This is a genomic window from Bacillus sp. H1a (genome assembly GCF_000633475.1).
Lineage (GTDB): Bacteria > Bacillota > Bacilli > Bacillales > Bacillaceae_G > Bacillus_A > Bacillus_A paramycoides.
This window is the reverse complement of record NZ_AYMH01000001.1, coordinates 101,227-117,216: the sequence shown is the minus strand read 5'-3', so window position 1 is coordinate 117,216 and position 15,990 is coordinate 101,227. Positions and strand designations below refer to the sequence as shown.

At 36.2% G+C, this 15,990-nt stretch carries 18 protein-coding genes; 7 read left to right on the top strand and 11 right to left on the bottom strand.

The features are described 5' to 3' along the window. Positions 1-87 precede the first annotated feature (87 nt). The 3 genes from U860_RS0100550 to gerQ all read left to right on the top strand — a co-directional run bounded on the left by U860_RS0100550 (position 88) and on the right by gerQ (position 2,422). Entirely contained in the window at positions 88-1,365 is a 1,278-nt protein-coding gene (locus U860_RS0100550; RefSeq protein ID WP_025147008.1) for a serine hydrolase, read from the top strand. Between the two features lie 174 nt (positions 1,366-1,539). Further along, positions 1,540-1,962 carry a cell wall hydrolase CwlJ gene (gene cwlJ, locus U860_RS0100545; RefSeq protein WP_025147007.1) on the top strand — a complete coding sequence of 141 codons (423 nt, stop codon included), beginning with the start codon at positions 1,540-1,542 and terminating at the stop codon, positions 1,960-1,962. A gap of 28 nt (positions 1,963-1,990) precedes the next feature. Beyond that, positions 1,991-2,422, top strand: a complete 432-nt coding sequence (gene gerQ, locus U860_RS0100540) for a spore coat protein GerQ (protein WP_025147006.1) — start codon at positions 1,991-1,993, stop codon at positions 2,420-2,422. 31 nt (positions 2,423-2,453) lie between these two features. Here gerQ and U860_RS0100535 read toward each other — a convergent pair whose 3' ends face one another. From U860_RS0100535 to U860_RS0100525, 3 genes are all read right to left on the bottom strand, one after another. Further along, positions 2,454-2,822 carry a DUF423 domain-containing protein gene (locus tag U860_RS0100535; protein ID WP_002174422.1) on the bottom strand — a complete coding sequence of 123 codons (369 nt, stop codon included), beginning with the start codon at positions 2,820-2,822 and terminating at the stop codon, positions 2,454-2,456. A 64-nt stretch (positions 2,823-2,886) separates the two neighbouring features. Next, the gene (locus tag U860_RS0100530; RefSeq protein ID WP_025147005.1) at positions 2,887-3,174 is read right to left on the bottom strand and encodes a YwdI family protein; all 288 of its coding nucleotides are present in this window, start codon (positions 3,172-3,174) and stop codon (positions 2,887-2,889) included. Positions 3,175-3,180: 6 nt separating this feature from the next. Next, positions 3,181-4,173, bottom strand: a complete 993-nt coding sequence (locus U860_RS0100525; protein WP_025147004.1) for a potassium channel protein — start codon at positions 4,171-4,173, stop codon at positions 3,181-3,183. A 95-nt stretch (positions 4,174-4,268) separates the two neighbouring features. Here U860_RS0100525 and U860_RS0100520 point away from each other — a divergent pair, with 95 nt between their 5' ends. From U860_RS0100520 to U860_RS0100510, 3 genes are all read left to right on the top strand, one after another. Further along, positions 4,269-5,552, top strand: a complete 1,284-nt coding sequence (locus U860_RS0100520) for a purine/pyrimidine permease (RefSeq protein WP_025147003.1) — start codon at positions 4,269-4,271, stop codon at positions 5,550-5,552. Positions 5,553-5,757: 205 nt separating this feature from the next. Next, positions 5,758-6,579 (top strand): Cof-type HAD-IIB family hydrolase, encoded by an 822-nt coding sequence (locus tag U860_RS0100515; protein WP_025147002.1) that lies wholly within the window; start codon positions 5,758-5,760, stop codon positions 6,577-6,579. Between the two features lie 209 nt (positions 6,580-6,788). Further along, the gene (locus U860_RS0100510; RefSeq protein WP_002174427.1) at positions 6,789-7,079 is read left to right on the top strand and encodes a DUF3817 domain-containing protein; all 291 of its coding nucleotides are present in this window, start codon (positions 6,789-6,791) and stop codon (positions 7,077-7,079) included. A gap of 43 nt (positions 7,080-7,122) precedes the next feature. Here the strand turns inward: U860_RS0100510 and U860_RS0100505 are convergent, their stop codons facing one another. The 5 genes from U860_RS0100505 to U860_RS0100485 are packed head-to-tail and all read right to left on the bottom strand — an operon-like array spanning position 7,123 to position 11,588. Then, positions 7,123-7,800 carry a uracil-DNA glycosylase gene (locus U860_RS0100505; RefSeq protein WP_025147001.1) on the bottom strand — a complete coding sequence of 226 codons (678 nt, stop codon included), beginning with the start codon at positions 7,798-7,800 and terminating at the stop codon, positions 7,123-7,125. A gap of 19 nt (positions 7,801-7,819) precedes the next feature. Then, a complete protein-coding gene (locus U860_RS0100500; protein ID WP_025147000.1) occupies positions 7,820-8,812 on the bottom strand; it encodes an ABC transporter permease in 993 nt (330 codons plus the stop codon). After that, positions 8,805-9,722 (bottom strand): ABC transporter ATP-binding protein, encoded by a 918-nt coding sequence (locus U860_RS0100495; protein ID WP_002174430.1) that lies wholly within the window; start codon positions 9,720-9,722, stop codon positions 8,805-8,807. Before U860_RS0100495 ends, U860_RS0100500 begins: the two co-directional genes overlap by 8 nt. After that, positions 9,719-10,600 (bottom strand): SGNH/GDSL hydrolase family protein, encoded by an 882-nt coding sequence (locus tag U860_RS0100490; RefSeq protein ID WP_002174431.1) that lies wholly within the window; start codon positions 10,598-10,600, stop codon positions 9,719-9,721. The genes U860_RS0100495 and U860_RS0100490 overlap by 4 nt, the downstream gene beginning before the upstream one ends. A 7-nt stretch (positions 10,601-10,607) precedes the next feature. Beyond that, a complete protein-coding gene (locus U860_RS0100485; RefSeq protein WP_025146998.1) occupies positions 10,608-11,588 on the bottom strand; it encodes a LacI family DNA-binding transcriptional regulator in 981 nt (326 codons plus the stop codon). Positions 11,589-11,686: 98 nt separating this feature from the next. On the opposite strand from U860_RS0100485, the gene U860_RS0100480 reads away from it, so the two are divergent. Next, positions 11,687-12,313, top strand: coding sequence for a YitT family protein (locus tag U860_RS0100480; protein ID WP_025146997.1), 627 nt, complete (start codon positions 11,687-11,689; stop codon positions 12,311-12,313). Positions 12,314-12,342: 29 nt separating this feature from the next. On the opposite strand, the gene U860_RS0100475 is transcribed toward U860_RS0100480, so the two are convergent. From U860_RS0100475 to U860_RS0100465, 3 genes are all read right to left on the bottom strand, one after another. After that, positions 12,343-13,638: a homoserine dehydrogenase gene (locus tag U860_RS0100475; protein ID WP_025146996.1), complete on the bottom strand. Its 1,296-nt coding sequence runs from the start codon at positions 13,636-13,638 to the stop codon at positions 12,343-12,345. Positions 13,639-13,779: 141 nt separating this feature from the next. After that, on the bottom strand, positions 13,780-14,685 hold the full coding sequence (gene metA / locus U860_RS0100470; RefSeq protein ID WP_025146995.1) for a homoserine O-succinyltransferase: 906 nt from the start codon (positions 14,683-14,685) through the stop codon (positions 13,780-13,782). Continuing rightward, positions 14,669-15,967, bottom strand: a complete 1,299-nt coding sequence (locus U860_RS0100465; protein ID WP_025146994.1) for a bifunctional O-acetylhomoserine aminocarboxypropyltransferase/cysteine synthase — start codon at positions 15,965-15,967, stop codon at positions 14,669-14,671. Before U860_RS0100465 ends, metA begins: the two co-directional genes overlap by 17 nt. Between the last annotated feature and the right edge of the window lie 23 nt (positions 15,968-15,990).

The following is a 15,990-nucleotide window of genomic DNA, read 5'->3' as shown; positions in this document are numbered from 1 at the left end:
AATTTCTTGTAAAATTGTAACCTTTCGATATCCAGATTTATGCTAAAATGGTACGAGCTATATGCTAATAACGATGCGAAGGTGATAATGTATATGAAGAAAATCTTGTCTATTTTACTATTGCTTCTATTGTCATTTTCTTCCTTAGAAGTAACAACATCCCATGCGGAAGAAAAAATACATATAGAGGCAGCTGCTGCACTTCTATTTGATGCAGATACAGGAAAAATACTGCATGAACAAAATCCAGATGAATTACTAGCTATTGCTAGTATGTCAAAATTAATTGTTGTTTATGCCGTTTTAGAAGCGATTAAGGAAGGTAAAATTACTTGGGATACGAAAGTAAACATCTCTGATTATGCTTACGAAGTCTCACGTAATAATGAATTCTCTAACGTTCCATTTGAGAAAGGACGCCAATATACGGTAAGAGAATTATATCATTCTATTGTTATCTTTTCTGCGAATGGATCTAGTATTGCTTTAGCGGAACTTCTTGCAGGAAGCGAGAAAAACTTCTTAAACCTTGCAAATGAACATGCGAAAAAACTAGGGTTAAAGAAATATAAATTTGTAAACGCTACTGGATTAAATAATGCTGATTTAAAAGGAAAACATCCTGAAGGAACTGATCCGAACGGAGAAAACTCTTTATCAGCTCGCGATATGGGTATTCTTTCAAAAACAATTATTACAAAGTATCCAGAAATGCTAGAGGATACAAAACAAAGATTTAGAAACTTCCCAGATAATCATCCAAAACCAATTCGTATGGAAAACTGGAACTGGATGTTACCAGGTGCTGCCTTCGCTTACGAAGGATCAGATGGTTTAAAAACAGGAAGTTCTGATACAGCTGGATATGGTTTTACCATTACAGCAAAACGCGGTGATTTACGTCTTATTTCTGTTATTATTAAAACGAAATCAATGGACGAACGTTTCACAGAATCTCGCGCATTAATTGAATATGGATTTAATAACTTCGAAAAACAAAAAATAAAAATAGATAAAAACAACAAAATTTCTGTGGTAAAAGGAAAAGAAGACTACGTAACAGTTGCACCAGAAAAAGAAGTGAAAGTAGTTACTGCAAAAGGTAACACACCATCTTACAAAATTTCAGCTGAAGCCGATAAATCAATTGCTGAAGATGGACATTTAGTTGCCCCTATTAAGAAAGATGCAAAAGTAGGCTCAATCGTTTTAGAATCAACTGATAAATACGGTTTCTTAGACGGAAATAAAAGTATGAAAATTGCTGCAAAAACGACTGAAGAAGTAGAAAAAGCAAATTGGTTCGTTTTAACAATGCGTTCCGTTGGTGATTTCTTCTCAGGCTTATGGTCTAAAGTGTTTTAATAAAAAAAGCTAGCCCGCGCTAGCTTTTTTTATTTCCCCCTCTAAATGTAAAACTTCGTTTGGTTGTCATATCCGAGTCCTTTTTCTCATACGTATGAACTAGTAATTATTCCACACTTCATCTAGAAATAAACCTCTTTCTACAGTGCATTCCCAAAAGAGAGGTGACACATAATGGGTGTTATCGCGTATAACGAAGAAGATGTAAAGTTATTAGCTAGACTGATGCGTGCTGAAGCCGAAGGAGAAGGGCAACAAGGAATGTTAATGGTCGGAAACGTTGGCGTAAATCGTGTCCGCGGAAATTGTTTAGATTTTAAAAAAATACGTAATTTACGTCAAATGGTTTATCAAAATCCTGGTGGTTTTGAGGCAACTCAAAAAGGGTATTTTTATCAACGAGCAAGAGAACAAGATATCGCCTTAGCGCGGCGAACCATTCAAGGACAACGTTTTTGGCCTGCCAATTTTGCCCTATGGTTTTTTAGACCTGAAGGTCCTTGTCCGCCAACTTGGTATAACCAACAAAATTCTGGTCGCTTTAAAAAGCATTGCTTCTTCCAGCCATCTAGTGAAGACTGTCCGAGCGTATATTAAGGAATGAAAATGAGGAGGGATTTTTTAAATGGCACAGCAACAAAATCCATACAACGGAACAGGTTTTTATCAACCATCTGGAACTTATATGCAACCGCAACAAATGACTCCACAACAGCAACAACAGCAACAGCAAGCAATGCAACAACAAGCTGCTCAAGCTCAATATGCAGTGTCTCAAGGTATGTTGCCAATAGAGCAATCGTATATTGAAAATATCCTTCGTTTAAACAAGGGTAAACCAGCTACAGTTGTAATGACTTATGAACGTGGCAGTTCGCTTGGTACACAATCTTATACAGGGATTATCGAGGCAGCTGGCCGTGATCATATCGTTATTAGTGAACCAAAATCTGGAAAGCGCTATTTACTACTAATGATTTACTTAGATTATGTAGAATTCCCAGGAGAAATTGCGTATTTACCTGGTCAACAAGCAACTTATGCTCCAAGGCCATAAAAAAAGCTGGCAAATGCCAGCTTTTGTTTTTTTATAACCCTTTTACAACTGCAGTTCCGACTAAAATCCACGCCACAATAAACGCTACACCACCAAGCGGTGTAATTGGACCAAAGAACTTAATGCCTGTCGTACTTAATGCATAAAGACTGCCTGAGAACATAATAATCCCGGCTACCATAAGCCAACCAGCAGTGCTTAAAAGCGACGATTGAATCTTATCCATTAATAAGGCAACTACGAATAATCCCCCTGCATGAAACATTTGATATGTAACGCCCGTCTTCCACACTTCTAACATTTTTGCAGAAACTTTATTTTCTAAACCATGTGCTCCAAAAGCCCCTAATGCAACAGATAGTCCCGCTGCAATACAACCTAGTAAAAAGAAAATTTTCATCTTAATTCCCCTTTTTTACCTTTATCATAAGCAATTTTCACATATAAGCCAAACGATTTTACTTTTAAAAATCAAATAAAGAATTACCGTTTGCATCATTTTCTTTTATATATACTTTTTCTCCAGAAACTGGCATAACTGGTTGAACTGTCATCATAGGTTGAGATCCGATTACTTGTGATTGAACTTGTGGTTCTCTATACGTATGTGACTCAACTTGTTCATCTAATAATAAATCACATAAAGCACGTACAACTAATAAATGCTCTTTTGATTGCTGTCCTTCACTACTTTTCGCCTTTGCAATTTCATTCGCCATTTTATTTAAAATCTTATCACTAGATACTTGCATTCCTTGTCACCTCTTACTTTGTAGTTCTTTCTCAAATTGCCCCAGTTTCTCAACTGAACCAAATACTATTATCATATCATGTTCTTGCAGTTTTTCCTGCCCTGTCGGATTGTGGATAATTTTCCCATTTCTTAAAATCGCTAAAATCGTTACATCAAATTGATTTCTCACATTATTCTCTAGTAACGATTTATTGGCTAAGATAGAATCTTTACCAACTTGAATTTCTTCAATTACAAATGATTGCTCCACTCCATACAATACTGTATCAATATAATGAACTGTTAACGGATTCGCAATACCTTTCGCTATATGAATTCCTGCCATACTAGACGGATTAATAACCTTATTTGCACCAGCGCGCCGTAATTTCTCTTCTGTTTCTGGTTTTTCAGCTCTTGCTACTATTTTAATTGCATCATTGAGCCCTCTTGCCGTTAATGTAATAAATACATTTTCAGCATCGTTTGCTACGATAGCAACTAGACCAGCTGCCTTTGAAATTCCAGCATTATGTAAAACGTGATCTTCAGTTGCATCTCCATGTACATATAAAAGTTTTTCCTGTTCGAATGTACTTCCATCTTTATCCACAACTACAAATGGGATTTTCTTTTCCTGTAATTCATGTACAACTTGAAGCCCTACTCTTCCGCAACCACATACTATAATATGATTTTCTAACTGTGCTATTTGTTTATCCATCTTCTTCCTCCGTACTGCATGAAATAAATTCCCTTCAATAATCATAGCTGCTACTACCCCAATTGCATATGTAACGATACCGACACCAACAGGTATAATAAGAAGCGCAAAAACTTTTCCCGCCTGTGTCACAGGAACCGCATCACCATATCCAACAGTTAATACAGTAATCATCGTCATCCAAAATGCTTGAAACAAGCTAATCTCTTCAATTGTCATAAATCCTAGCGTTCCTAGAATTACAACAAAGGTCATACATATAACTGCTATCCATAATTGCTTACGTGCATTCATATTATGTTTCAACTCTTTTCTCTATCTACAATCTTTGCCAGAGGAAATGAAATACGTATATACTAGAAACGGAATCTATGAAAGAGGTTGATATAATGAAGATATTTCTTTCTGCCTTACAATGGGCACTATTTATTTTAGCTGGAAGTCTTATTGTACCAATTAGTGTCGCAACTAGTTATGGTCTTGATGGTGCTGAAGCAATCGCGTTTGTACAAAGGACATTATTTGTTCTCGGTTTTGCCGGCCTCTTACAAACTATATTCGGTCATAAACTTCCTATTCAAGAAGGCCCTGCAGGCCTTTGGTGGGGAATTTTCTCCCTTTATGCAAGCTTAGGTGTCGTATTATTTGGATCAAGTAATGAAACACTTAAGGTCCTTCAGTACGCTTTCCTATTAAGTGGCATCATTTGTATTATTCTTAGTGTTTTTGGACTTATTGATAAACTAGTTCGTTACTTTACACCGACAGTAATTGGAACGTATTTATTCCTTCTCGTCGCACAACTTAGTGGCTCCTTCTTAAAAGGCATGTTTGGCCTTGATGGACAACATACAGAAGTACAGCCAAAGGTATTTATTCTTTCACTCATTGTTATTTTACTATCTTTTTTCATTATGAAGCTACCTATTATTGGACAATATTCCGTTCTTTTCAGTATCGTCTGCGGCTGGATATTATTTGCTTGCTTCGGATTGTCTAATCCAGTAACACCTGTGACAGATATAATTCGTCTTCCATCGCTATTTGTTTTCGGGATGCCCCGCATTGAATGGAACATGGCAATTACAGTAGTTTTCGTCACGCTACTACTTCTAACAAATATGTTAGCAAGTATTCGCGTTGTACAAAAGGTTGTTTCTAAGTATGAAGAAGATGCCGCTCCAGACCGCTTCAAACAAGCTGGCATTATAACAGGAATAAATCAATTACTAGGTGGTCTATTTTCAGCCATTGGTCCTGTTGCCATTTCCGGATCAGCAGGGTTTATCGCAACGACTAATATTTATAAACGCCTCCCATTTATGTTAGGGTCAAGCTTTATTATTCTCGTTAGTATATTCCCAAAGATTACTTCATTCTTTGCAGCAATCCCTGTCGCAGTTGGATATGCTGCAATTTATCCTGTATTTGCAAGCATGATTGGTCTCGCTTTTCGCGAATATGACACTGTACAAAATAAAGAACAATTATTTAAAGTAGCAGGTCTTTCAATCTTTACAGGAATCGGAGTTATGTTCGTTCCAGCAGGGGCTTTTTCTACACTGCCACCATTTTTAGCATCATTTTTGAGTAATGGTCTTGTTCTTGGATCTGTAATGGCTATCTTACTGGAAATACTACTTTCTCGTTCTAACGAAAAACAACTATCGTAAATTGGAAAACTTCCATTATTGCACTCTACCTTTAGAGTTGTTACGATAATGATAAATTATCATGGGCAACACGCTCATGATAATTTATACTAACAATGCAAGACTTCACCTAATTCCATGTGAAGAGGTTCGATGTCTTACTATATATTCCCCAATACCTTCATAAAAATTTATTTCTATTTAAACAAAGAAAGGAATTTCCCATATGACTTATAAAATGATTGTTTTAGATTTAGATGATACTTTATTACGCGATGACCATACAATTTCACCTCGTACGAAAGAGGCTTTAATGACAGCACAAGAGCAAGGAGTTAAAGTTGTACTTGCTTCTGGGCGTCCAACGTTTGGTATGCGCAACGTCGCAAAAGAGCTTCGTTTAGAAGAATACGGTAGCTTTATTCTATCTTTTAACGGCGCAAAAATTATTAACTGTAAAACAAATGAAGAAATCTTTAGTAGTACTCTATCTCCTGAAATCGTTCACAACCTATTTGAAATTAGTAAAGATGAAGACGTTTGGATTCATACTTATATTGGCGATGATATCGTAACAGAAGAAAATAATCCTTATACTGAAATTGAGGGCGAAATTACTGGTATGCCAATTATTGAAGTTGATAATTTCAAGGCTGCAGTCAAAGAACCTGTAGTAAAAGTGTTAATGAATAAAGAGGCTGAACGCCTTGTTGAGGTAGAAAAGAAACTACAAAAACAACTGGAAGGTCAATTAAGCGTTATGCGCTCAAAACCATTCTTCTTAGAATTTACTGAGCATGGTGTTACGAAGGGAACGAGTCTAAACCAACTAATCCAAACACTTGGCATTAAACGCGAAGAAGTAATCGCAATGGGTGATAGTTATAACGACCAAGCGATGATTGAATTCGCTGGTCTTGGCGTTGCAATGGGCAATGCACCAGATGATATTAAAGAAATTGCAAACTATGTTACAGATACAAATATGAACGATGGCGTTGCAAAAGTTGTAGAGAAATTCGTACTAAAAAGCGAAGCGCTTGTATAATATTTTCATTCATAAAACCTATTTGAAGTCAAATGCTTCAAATAGGTTTTTGTTTAAATTCCCATGCTTTTGTGACTATATTTTGAACTTTGCACTATTCTCGTAGTGTAAACTTTCTTTTTGTATATAATGGAACAAAATAGACTATTTCATTTTGAAAAAGAATACATATTTACTATATACAAGCATACGTTAAAGGAGGCTATTTCATGTTATCTACACCAATCGGACGATTAAGAGCAATCGGCTTAATTGAGGGGATTTCTTTCCTATTACTATTATTTGTAGCAATGCCGTTAAAATATTTCGCGGGGTTTGCAACAGCTGTTAAAATTACAGGTATGGCTCATGGTGTTTTATTCATACTATTCATCTTTGCGGTAATTCAAGTAACAATCGTACACCGTAAATCAATTTTATGGGCACTTGGCGCACTTGCTGCATCAGTTATCCCATTCGGCACTTTTGTACTAGATGCAAAACTTAAAAATGAACAGTAATAGTAAAAAGGTAGTTAACAATTGTTAGTTACCTTTTTAGCGTTTATATATTCGGAATTTGCCAATCGATTTCTTTTTCATCCATATTAGATAAAATCTCATTTACTTTAGAGTACGGCTTACTTCCAAAGAAACCACGTCTTGCTGATAATGGACTTGGATGTACGGATTCAATAATATGATGATTCGTATTCGTAATTAACTTTTTCTTCGCCTGTGCATGGCGTCCCCACAATATGAAAATAACTGGCTTTTCACGTTCATTTAGCAGTTCAATCACGCGATCTGTGAAATGCTCCCATCCTTTCCCTTTATGAGAATTTGCCTCACCTTGGCGAACCGTTAATACAGTATTTAATAATAATACTCCTTGCTCTGCCCACTTTACTAAATAACCATTATTCGGAATTTCATAGCCATATTCATCTCGCAGTTCTTTATACATATTTAACAGCGATGGCGGTGTTTTTATACCTGGTTGTACAGAAAAGCTTAAACCATGCGCTTGATTCGGTCCGTGATACGGATCTTGTCCTAAAATAACAACCTTTGTATTTTCATAACTTGTATACTGCAGAGCGTTAAAAATGTCTTCTATCTTTGGATAAACAACATGCGTACTGTACTCTTCTTCCAAAAAACCGGCTAAAGTTTGATAATATTCTTTTTCAAATTCTGATGCCAGTAATGAACCCCAATCATTCTGTAAAGTATTTTTCATACCTTCACTTCCTATCCAATTAATTCACCATATCTTGTTTTGTAAATACTACGAAAGAAATAATAAGGGAAACTACTGCCCATACCGCTAAATTCATTAAAGAAAACCCCATTGATAACCCTTGTAATGCAGGCAGTTTTCCTGATAAATAATCCGTTAGCGATAAGTTGACACTAAAAATATATTTCGCACCTTCCCAAGACGTTGCAAAAGAACTCAAAATTCCGCCAGCAATTAATGCAGCTAACATAACGCCCATACCAGCTGGTGTATTTCGAATTAACACAGAAACCATAAATGATATAGTTCCTACCACAATAGCAACAAACCAAGCTAGTCCGTACGCCATTAATATGTATTGCCACTGCGGGATAAGATGTACAAAATTCGTATTTAATGTCTCCTTATCAATAACGAATCCTGTTAAAACAGGCAAATTCCATCCTGAGTATCCAAATACAAGCCCCGATAACGCGTAAGCAAACACACCGACAAGAAGCAAGATGAGCGAAATGAAAAATAACATCGTCACATATTTACTAAGGAGTATTTTCCAGCGCCGAATCGGCCTCGTAAGAAGCATTTTCATCGTACCATCACTTCGTTCTCCTGAAACGATATCAATTGCGACAATCATAACGAGCAATGGAATAAATAACGTTATTCCTTGTTCAATAAACGCCCTCACAAATGTCGGGGCTCCTGGTGCAGTCGGATTAATATCATGATCCAAATAATATTGTTGCTGTTCCACCCTCACCTTTAACCAATCACGCCATTCTTCTGGCAACCTTGAGTTGTTCAAACGGTTCTGAGAATCAACAATTTGTTGTTGCAACGATACTTTCCAATCAGTTGTGCCGAGTCTTTTTTGGGTTGTTTCTATTTCACGATACTGGGCGTACACAAAAAGTGGAATCAAAATTGCTAAAATAAGCATGACAACGAAAATACGTTTCTTACGGTAAATTTTTTCTGATTCGTTTAAAACTAGATTCGCAAATTCACGCATGTTGCTCACCCCTTGTGAGTTCAATAAATAAATCTTCTAACGTAAATACGAGCTCTTTAACGCTATGTACATCTATCCCGTTTTCTACAAAACGCTTATTCCAAACATTAATAGACGTAACATCCATACGACATAGTAAACGCTCATCTTCTATACTAACTTCCCCTATTTCCTCAGCGGCATCTAGCATGTCTTTCGCCTTGGAAATCGGTGTAACAACCCACTCTACACGATCACTCGCCGTTTTGATTAATTCTTCTATAGGTGCAACTGTTATCATTTTCCCTTTATGAATAATAGCGACACGGTCACATATCATTTGTACTTCACTTAATAGGTGACTCGAAATAAATACACTCATGTTCTCTTCTTTTACAAGCTTATGTATAAATTCTCGCAGTTCTCTAATTCCAGCTGGATCTAAACCGTTCGTCGGTTCATCTAATATAAGTAATTTCGGATTTCCAAGAAGCGCCTGTGCGATTCCAAGACGCTGTTTCATACCAAGGGAATATGTTTTTACCTTATCGTGAATACGTTCATCTAAGTGAACCATTTTCGCAATTTCACTAATACGTTCGTCGGGTATATCACCAAGCATACGTGCAAATTGCTTTAAGTTTTCCCATCCAGTTAAATATGTATAAAGCTCTGGGTTTTCAACGATACTTCCAATTTGACGCATCGCTTCTCTGAAATTTTCCTTAATAGAATAACCACCAACAGATATAGTACCTTCTGTCGCTTTAATAAGTCCGACTAACATTCGAATAGTTGTTGTTTTTCCAGCTCCGTTTGGTCCTAAGAAGCCGAAAACTTCCCCTTGTTTTACATCAAACGAAATGTTTTCTACAAGTGTTTTCTTTCCAATTACCTTCTTCACGTCTCGTACGGAAAGTATCGTCGTCATTTTACCCCTCCTTGTTCTAGTTTTAATTTACTTACAACATTTTGGACTAATCGCTCTGCCATGTATGTGTAACCTACTTCATTCGGATGAAAATGATCGGAGTATAATAAATCTTTTCCACGATTTTGGAATAAATCGAATGTAGGTGTAATATATACATTTTTATCATTTAATGCTAACTTCTCTAAAGAAGCATTCCAATCAACAACTATGTTCGATGACCCTTTTAAATCTTCTACATCCTCAAAAGGATTGTATAAACCTAGCCAAAAAATAGGGCTATCTGTATTTAATTTACGAATTTCTTCTATAATTTTCTTTGCTTCATTTTGAAACGTTTCAGTATCAGGACGATACGTCTCTAAATCTATCTTTCCGAGCGATTCCCATCCTGGGAATAAATCATTTCCTCCAATTGTTAAAACAATTACATCGGCTTGCTTAATTGAATATTGAGCTCCGCTACTTTCAATTTGTTTTAATAAATCAGGCATTTTCGCACCACTAACTGCTAAGTTGGTTAGTGCAACTTTTTGTTTATAATCTTTTTGTAAATCTTCTTTCATTCGTCCAATATAGCCAATTCCTTCTTTATCACCAACGCCGCGCGTTAACGAATCACCTAAGCTAACTATTTGTAACGTTCCATCTTTCTTCTTTTCTTTCTCCACTACGTCAGTTTTCGTAATTAATTTTGAAGCTTTCGGATTCAATACATCATTCACACCTGAAACAAAACCATATGCAAATAAACAGAAAGACGCAATTGTGATGAGTAGAATCACTTTTACCAATTTCGATCTCATATCAAAACCCCTTTTAGCCCTCATAGATTGTCCATAATTATACCAAACGAATTTTTGAAAAGCGATTTTCACACCTTCCCTAGTATGTCGTTTCCCTATCTACCAAATTTGGTAATAACTCTACATGTTTCACATCTATTTCTTCATCATTAATCTTTTCATATAATAATTCAAATGCTTTTACACCAACGTTTTTACTGGAATGTGAAATCGTCGTTATACCCAATATATCTGCCACCTCTTGATCATCACATCCAATAAGCGTAATATCCTCTGGAATACGAATTCCTTGTTTTTTCGCCTCCGTTACCATACCCGCAGCAATATGGTTGCAAGATACGAGAAACGCCGTCGGCTTTACAGGAATATGAGTCCACTCTCGCACTACATCACGCCCATCTTCCACTGTAAAACACCCTTTAAACTTCCAGGCTTCTAATGGTGTTACAGCAATCTGTTGAAGTGAATCCTCATACGCTTGTTTTCTTCTTTGACTATTAATGCTATTACTTCTTCCAATACAATATCCAATACGCGTATGACCTGCATCTATTAAGCTTTTCATCCCTTGTGAAAACACTTTATAGTAATCAATATGTACACTCGAAATAAAATTTGAATCTATTTCCTCACACATAACAATTGGACCAAATTTCGTATACTCTTCAAGTTTGTCCTTACTATTTGTTCTTGAACATATAATTACTCCATCAAGTTTTTTCATTTTCAACATATGTAAAATTTCCAACTCTTTTTCTTCACTATAATTCGTTTGGCAAAGCATCATATTATAATTGTTCTTCGCGGTTTCTTTTGATATACCCTCAATAATAGCACTATAATATTGATCATTTACGTGTGGTAATAAAACACCGATTACATTTGTTTTCCCTTTCACTAAATGAATAGCATTTACATTTTGCGTATAATTTAATTCTTCTATAATCTCTAAAATTTCTTTTCGTTTCTGCTCATTTACATACGGGTGATCATTAAGTACACGTGAAACAGTTGAAACAGATACCCCAGCAAGTTCAGCGATCTTTCTTATATTAGTCATCTCATTCTCCCCTTTTCGTAAAAATTCTTACTTGACCTGGTAAGCTTTCCACAATATATCCTTTCCTAGCAAATACGTTTAGAAAGGATACACACTATATGCTTCAATTCAAATTAGAATATATATTTTTCATTGGCGGTTTACTCATTCTCTCCATCGGTATTAATATGATGACGACAATTACTTCCTTTGGACTTAGCCCTTATGATTCCTTCTTTATTGCACTATATCAAAATTTCGGGGTAAGTATTGGTTTTTGGATTTTCATGATTAACTTTGTTTTTACACTTATCGTACTCTTTTGGGATAAAAAACAAATTACAATCGGCACGATTGTAACGATGATTCTTATTTCTCTTTTTGTTGATTGGATTGGTTCCATTACAACTATTATGGACTTTATCCGCTCTCTTCCAAAATATATAACACTTGTTTGTGGAAATCTATTCGTCGGAGCTGGAATCGGTCTTTACGTCTCTACAAACCTTTGCGCTGCGCCTCAAGAGGCTTTCGTTTTAACTGTTGCTGAGAAGAAAAAATGGACATTCAGAAGAACTGAAATTTCATTAGCTCTTTTATTTTTAACATTAAGCTTCTTATTAGATGGACCAATCTATTTCGGAACAATTATCTTATCCTTTACAACAGGTTGGATTATTCAAGCATTTATACAAGTTGGCACGCAGATTTTAAATAGAAAAAAACCTATTAAGCAAGCTGCTTAATAGGTTTTTTCGTTTTTTTATAGGAAATACTACTTAGCATCTCCTTCAATTCGATAGTTTGCTTTCACACAATCTATTTCTTCATACGATTGCAATGTATGTAGAATGTAATCGTAATCTGCAAGAGAAGCACGATGCGTTACAATTACAATTTCGGCTTTCCCTTTCTCTTCAAGTGGCATTTGAATAATCTTTTCAAAGCTAACACCGCGCTCAGAGAACAAGGATGTAATTTTTGCAAATACACCAATCTCGTCTTTGACATGAAGTCTTAAAAACTTTTTCACAACAATTTCATCTGGCTCTTTTAATACTTTTTTATATTGTGGGGATACGGCACTATTTCCGTTTACACCTAACCTAATATTTTGCATTACAGCAACTAGGTCAGAAACAACAGCTGTCGCTGTCGGTAAGCTTCCTGCCCCCGGTCCATAAAACATCGTTTCTCCTACTGCCTCACCATACACATAGACAGCATTATATTCATTTTGCACTGCTGCAAGAGGATGTGTATTTGGAAGTAAAGTTGGCTCAACTGTAACCTCTAATTTCTCGCCATCTCGCTTTGCAAGACCAATTAATTTAATTGTATATCCTAAGCTCTTACTATATTCAATATCTTCTTCTGTAATAGAAGTAATTCCTTTTACCTTCACATCTCCAAGCTCTACATTTGTAGAGAAACCGAGAGTAGCCAAAATCGTCATTTTTCTTGCTGCATCTAAACCTTCTACGTCTGATGTTGGATCTGCTTCTGCAAATCCAAGCTGTTGGGCTTCTTTTAACACGTCGTTATATGCTCTCCCTTCGTCTGACATTTTCGTCAAAATAAAATTTGTCGTTCCATTTACAATTCCCATTACTTTCGTAATAAGATCTGAAGAAAGCCCCTCTACGATGCTTCTTAAAATCGGAATACCTCCAGCTACACTAGCTTCATAAAACAAATCAGCCTTGTTATCTTTTGCTACCGCCAGCAATTCTGCCCCGTGTAACGCCATTAGATCTTTATTTGCAGTCACAACGTGTTTCCCACTATTTAAAGCTTGTAAAATATATGCTTTTGCATCATCGATTCCACCCATTACTTCGATGACAACATCAATATTAGGATTATCTAAAATTTCACTCGCATTTTGTGTTAATAGAGTAGAAGGTACCTCGACCTCTCTCTCTTTTTCAATATTTTGCACCAATACTTTCGTTACTTTCACTGGACAACCTACTTGGTGTATAAGTCTTTCTTGATGATCTGCAATAATACGAACTACACCACTACCAACTGTCCCAAGACCTAATAACCCCACTTGAATTTCTTTCATAATACTGTCCACCCCTCAAAAATTGTGTTTAGATGCCATTATATAAACAAAACATCTAAAAAACAATGTATTTTGAACATTCCGAAAAATATAGGTTAATCTTTACCAAGAAAACGCTACCACGTGTTACACAATCATTATTTACAATAGATAAGGGGTCTCTTGATACACGTAATAATTCAACCAATTAGAGAATAATAAATTTCCATGACTCCTCCACCTAACAAGCGGCTTTTCATCTGGATTATTATGTTTAAAATAATTTTTTGGCACATCAATATTTAACCCTTTTTGGCTATCTCGTTCATATTCTTGTTTTAACGTATCACAGCTATATTCACTATGCCCGAGTACGAAAACTTGCCTTCCCTCTGGCCCAATAACAAGATGAACACCCGCTTCTTCAGAGTTTGCTAATAACGTTAATTCTTTCACCTTTTCAATATCACTCTCTCGTACTTCTGTATGACGAGAATGCGGGGCAAAAAACAATTCATCAAACCCTTGTAACAATTTCACATGTTGCTCGCGAACCTCATGTTCAAACACACCAAACATTTTTTCAGCAAGAGGATACTTCGGAACGCCATAGTGATAATACAAACCTGCTTGTGCTCCCCAGCAAATATGAAGCGTAGATGTTACATTCGTTTTTGAATACTCCATAATACGTTCAAGCTCTTCCCAATAATCTACTTCTTCAAAAGAAAGAGTCTCAACTGGTGCTCCTGTAATAATGAGTCCATCAAATCTTTCGTTTTCAATATCACGGAAAGTTTTATAAAAGCTCGTTAAATGTTCCTGTGCTACATTGCGAGATAGATGTGATTCCATATGTAATAAATGAACATCTAATTGTAACGGTGTATTTCCAATTAAACGAAGTAATTGTGCCTCTGTTTCTTGCTTTGTAGGCATTAAATTTAATATTGCAATTTTCAAAGCACGTATATCTTGTGTTTCTGCTCGCTCCTTCGTCATTACAAAAATATTTTCTTCTTGTAATACTTTGCGAGCTGGTAAATCTTTATCAATTATAATCGGCATGTTGTTTGCCTCCGACTAGCGCTGCTTCTAAATCGGCAATAATATCAGAAACATCTTCTATACCGACCGATAAACGAATTAAATCAGATGTAACACCAGCTAAACGTTGAGTTTCTGTACTTAATTGTCTGTGTGTCGTACTAGCGGGATGTATTACACAAGTTCTGGCATCAGCTACATGCGTTACGAGAGTTGCCAGTTTCACACTTGCAATAAATTCTTTTGCTGCTTCTAATCCGCCTTTAATACCAAAAGTTAAAACACCACTAGCACCTTTTTTCAAATACTTTTGTGCTAACGAATAATTTTCATTGCTATCTAATCCCGGATAATTCACCCATTCAATACGTTCATGATTAGCAAGCCACTTAGCAACTGCGAGAGCATTTTCACTATGACGCTCCATTCGTAAATGCAATGTTTCCAAGCCAATATTGCTAATATATGCATTGAATGGGCTCATACAGTTTCCATAGTCTCTTAATAATTGAACGCGTGCTTTCACAATATAAGCTGCTGCTCCAAAATTTTGAACATAACTTACGCCGTGATAACTCGGGTCAGGTTCAACAAGCTCAGAATATTTTCCATTTGTCCAATCAAAGTTCCCTCCGTCAATAACAATGCCGCCTAATGAGCTCGCATGACCATCAATATATTTCGTCGTAGAATGAACGATAATATTTGCCCCATGTTCAAACGCTTGGCATAAATAAGGCGTCGCTAATGTATTATCAACGATAAAAGGTACTTCTAATTCTGTTGCCGCTGCTGAAAATTCTTTGAAATTTAAAACGTTCATCGCTGGATTTCCTAATGATTCTGCATAAATGAGCTTCGTCTTGTCGTTAGCAAGTGCCGCAATTTCATCGGCCGTTAAATTTGGATTAAAGAACGTAACATCAATACCAAGCTTACGCAAACTCACTCCAAATAAATTAAATGTCCCCCCGTAAACTGTTGAAGAACAAAGTAAATGGTCTCCGCTACTACAAATATTTAAAACTGCGAGCATAATAGCTGCCTGCCCAGAAGCTGTTGCAACAGCCCCTACACCGCCCTCTAAATCTGATAACTTCTGCTCAAATGCAGCTAGCGTAGGATTTCCAATACGCGTATATATATACCCCTCTGCCTCCAAATTAAATAGCGCTGCTAAATCATCTGAAGTATCGTATTTATACGTTGTACTTTGATAAAGTGGCAAAACACGTGGTTCACCATTCTTTGGCGTATAGCCACCTTGCACACAAATAGTTCCTTTCCCCCATGATTCTCCCATCTCTCGTTCTCCTTTCTTTTATG

Excerpts from the sequence above, each read along its gene's own strand:
- U860_RS0100550 (WP_025147008.1), top strand. The coding sequence starts at position 88 with ATGTATATGAAGAAAATCTTGTCTATTTTACTATTGCTTCTATTGTCA.
- U860_RS0100480 (WP_025146997.1), top strand. The coding sequence starts at position 11,687 with ATGCTTCAATTCAAATTAGAATATATATTTTTCATTGGCGGTTTACTC.
- cwlJ (WP_025147007.1), top strand. The coding sequence starts at position 1,540 with ATGGGTGTTATCGCGTATAACGAAGAAGATGTAAAGTTATTAGCTAGA.
- U860_RS0100505 (WP_025147001.1), bottom strand. The coding sequence starts at position 7,800 with ATGAAAAATACTTTACAGAATGATTGGGGTTCATTACTGGCATCAGAA.
- U860_RS0100475 (WP_025146996.1), bottom strand. The coding sequence starts at position 13,638 with ATGAAAGAAATTCAAGTGGGGTTATTAGGTCTTGGGACAGTTGGTAGT.
- U860_RS0100485 (WP_025146998.1), bottom strand. The coding sequence starts at position 11,588 with ATGACTAATATAAGAAAGATCGCTGAACTTGCTGGGGTATCTGTTTCA.
- U860_RS0100515 (WP_025147002.1), top strand. The coding sequence starts at position 5,758 with ATGACTTATAAAATGATTGTTTTAGATTTAGATGATACTTTATTACGC.
- U860_RS0100520 (WP_025147003.1), top strand. The coding sequence starts at position 4,269 with ATGAAGATATTTCTTTCTGCCTTACAATGGGCACTATTTATTTTAGCT.
- U860_RS0100535 (WP_002174422.1), bottom strand. The coding sequence starts at position 2,822 with ATGAAAATTTTCTTTTTACTAGGTTGTATTGCAGCGGGACTATCTGTT.
- metA (WP_025146995.1), bottom strand. The coding sequence starts at position 14,685 with ATGCCGATTATAATTGATAAAGATTTACCAGCTCGCAAAGTATTACAA.
- U860_RS0100500 (WP_025147000.1), bottom strand. The coding sequence starts at position 8,812 with ATGCGTGAATTTGCGAATCTAGTTTTAAACGAATCAGAAAAAATTTAC.
- U860_RS0100495 (WP_002174430.1), bottom strand. The coding sequence starts at position 9,722 with ATGACGACGATACTTTCCGTACGAGACGTGAAGAAGGTAATTGGAAAG.
- U860_RS0100510 (WP_002174427.1), top strand. The coding sequence starts at position 6,789 with ATGTTATCTACACCAATCGGACGATTAAGAGCAATCGGCTTAATTGAG.
- U860_RS0100465 (WP_025146994.1), bottom strand. The coding sequence starts at position 15,967 with ATGGGAGAATCATGGGGGAAAGGAACTATTTGTGTGCAAGGTGGCTAT.
- gerQ (WP_025147006.1), top strand. The coding sequence starts at position 1,991 with ATGGCACAGCAACAAAATCCATACAACGGAACAGGTTTTTATCAACCA.
- U860_RS0100530 (WP_025147005.1), bottom strand. The coding sequence starts at position 3,174 with ATGCAAGTATCTAGTGATAAGATTTTAAATAAAATGGCGAATGAAATT.
- U860_RS0100525 (WP_025147004.1), bottom strand. The coding sequence starts at position 4,173 with ATGAATGCACGTAAGCAATTATGGATAGCAGTTATATGTATGACCTTT.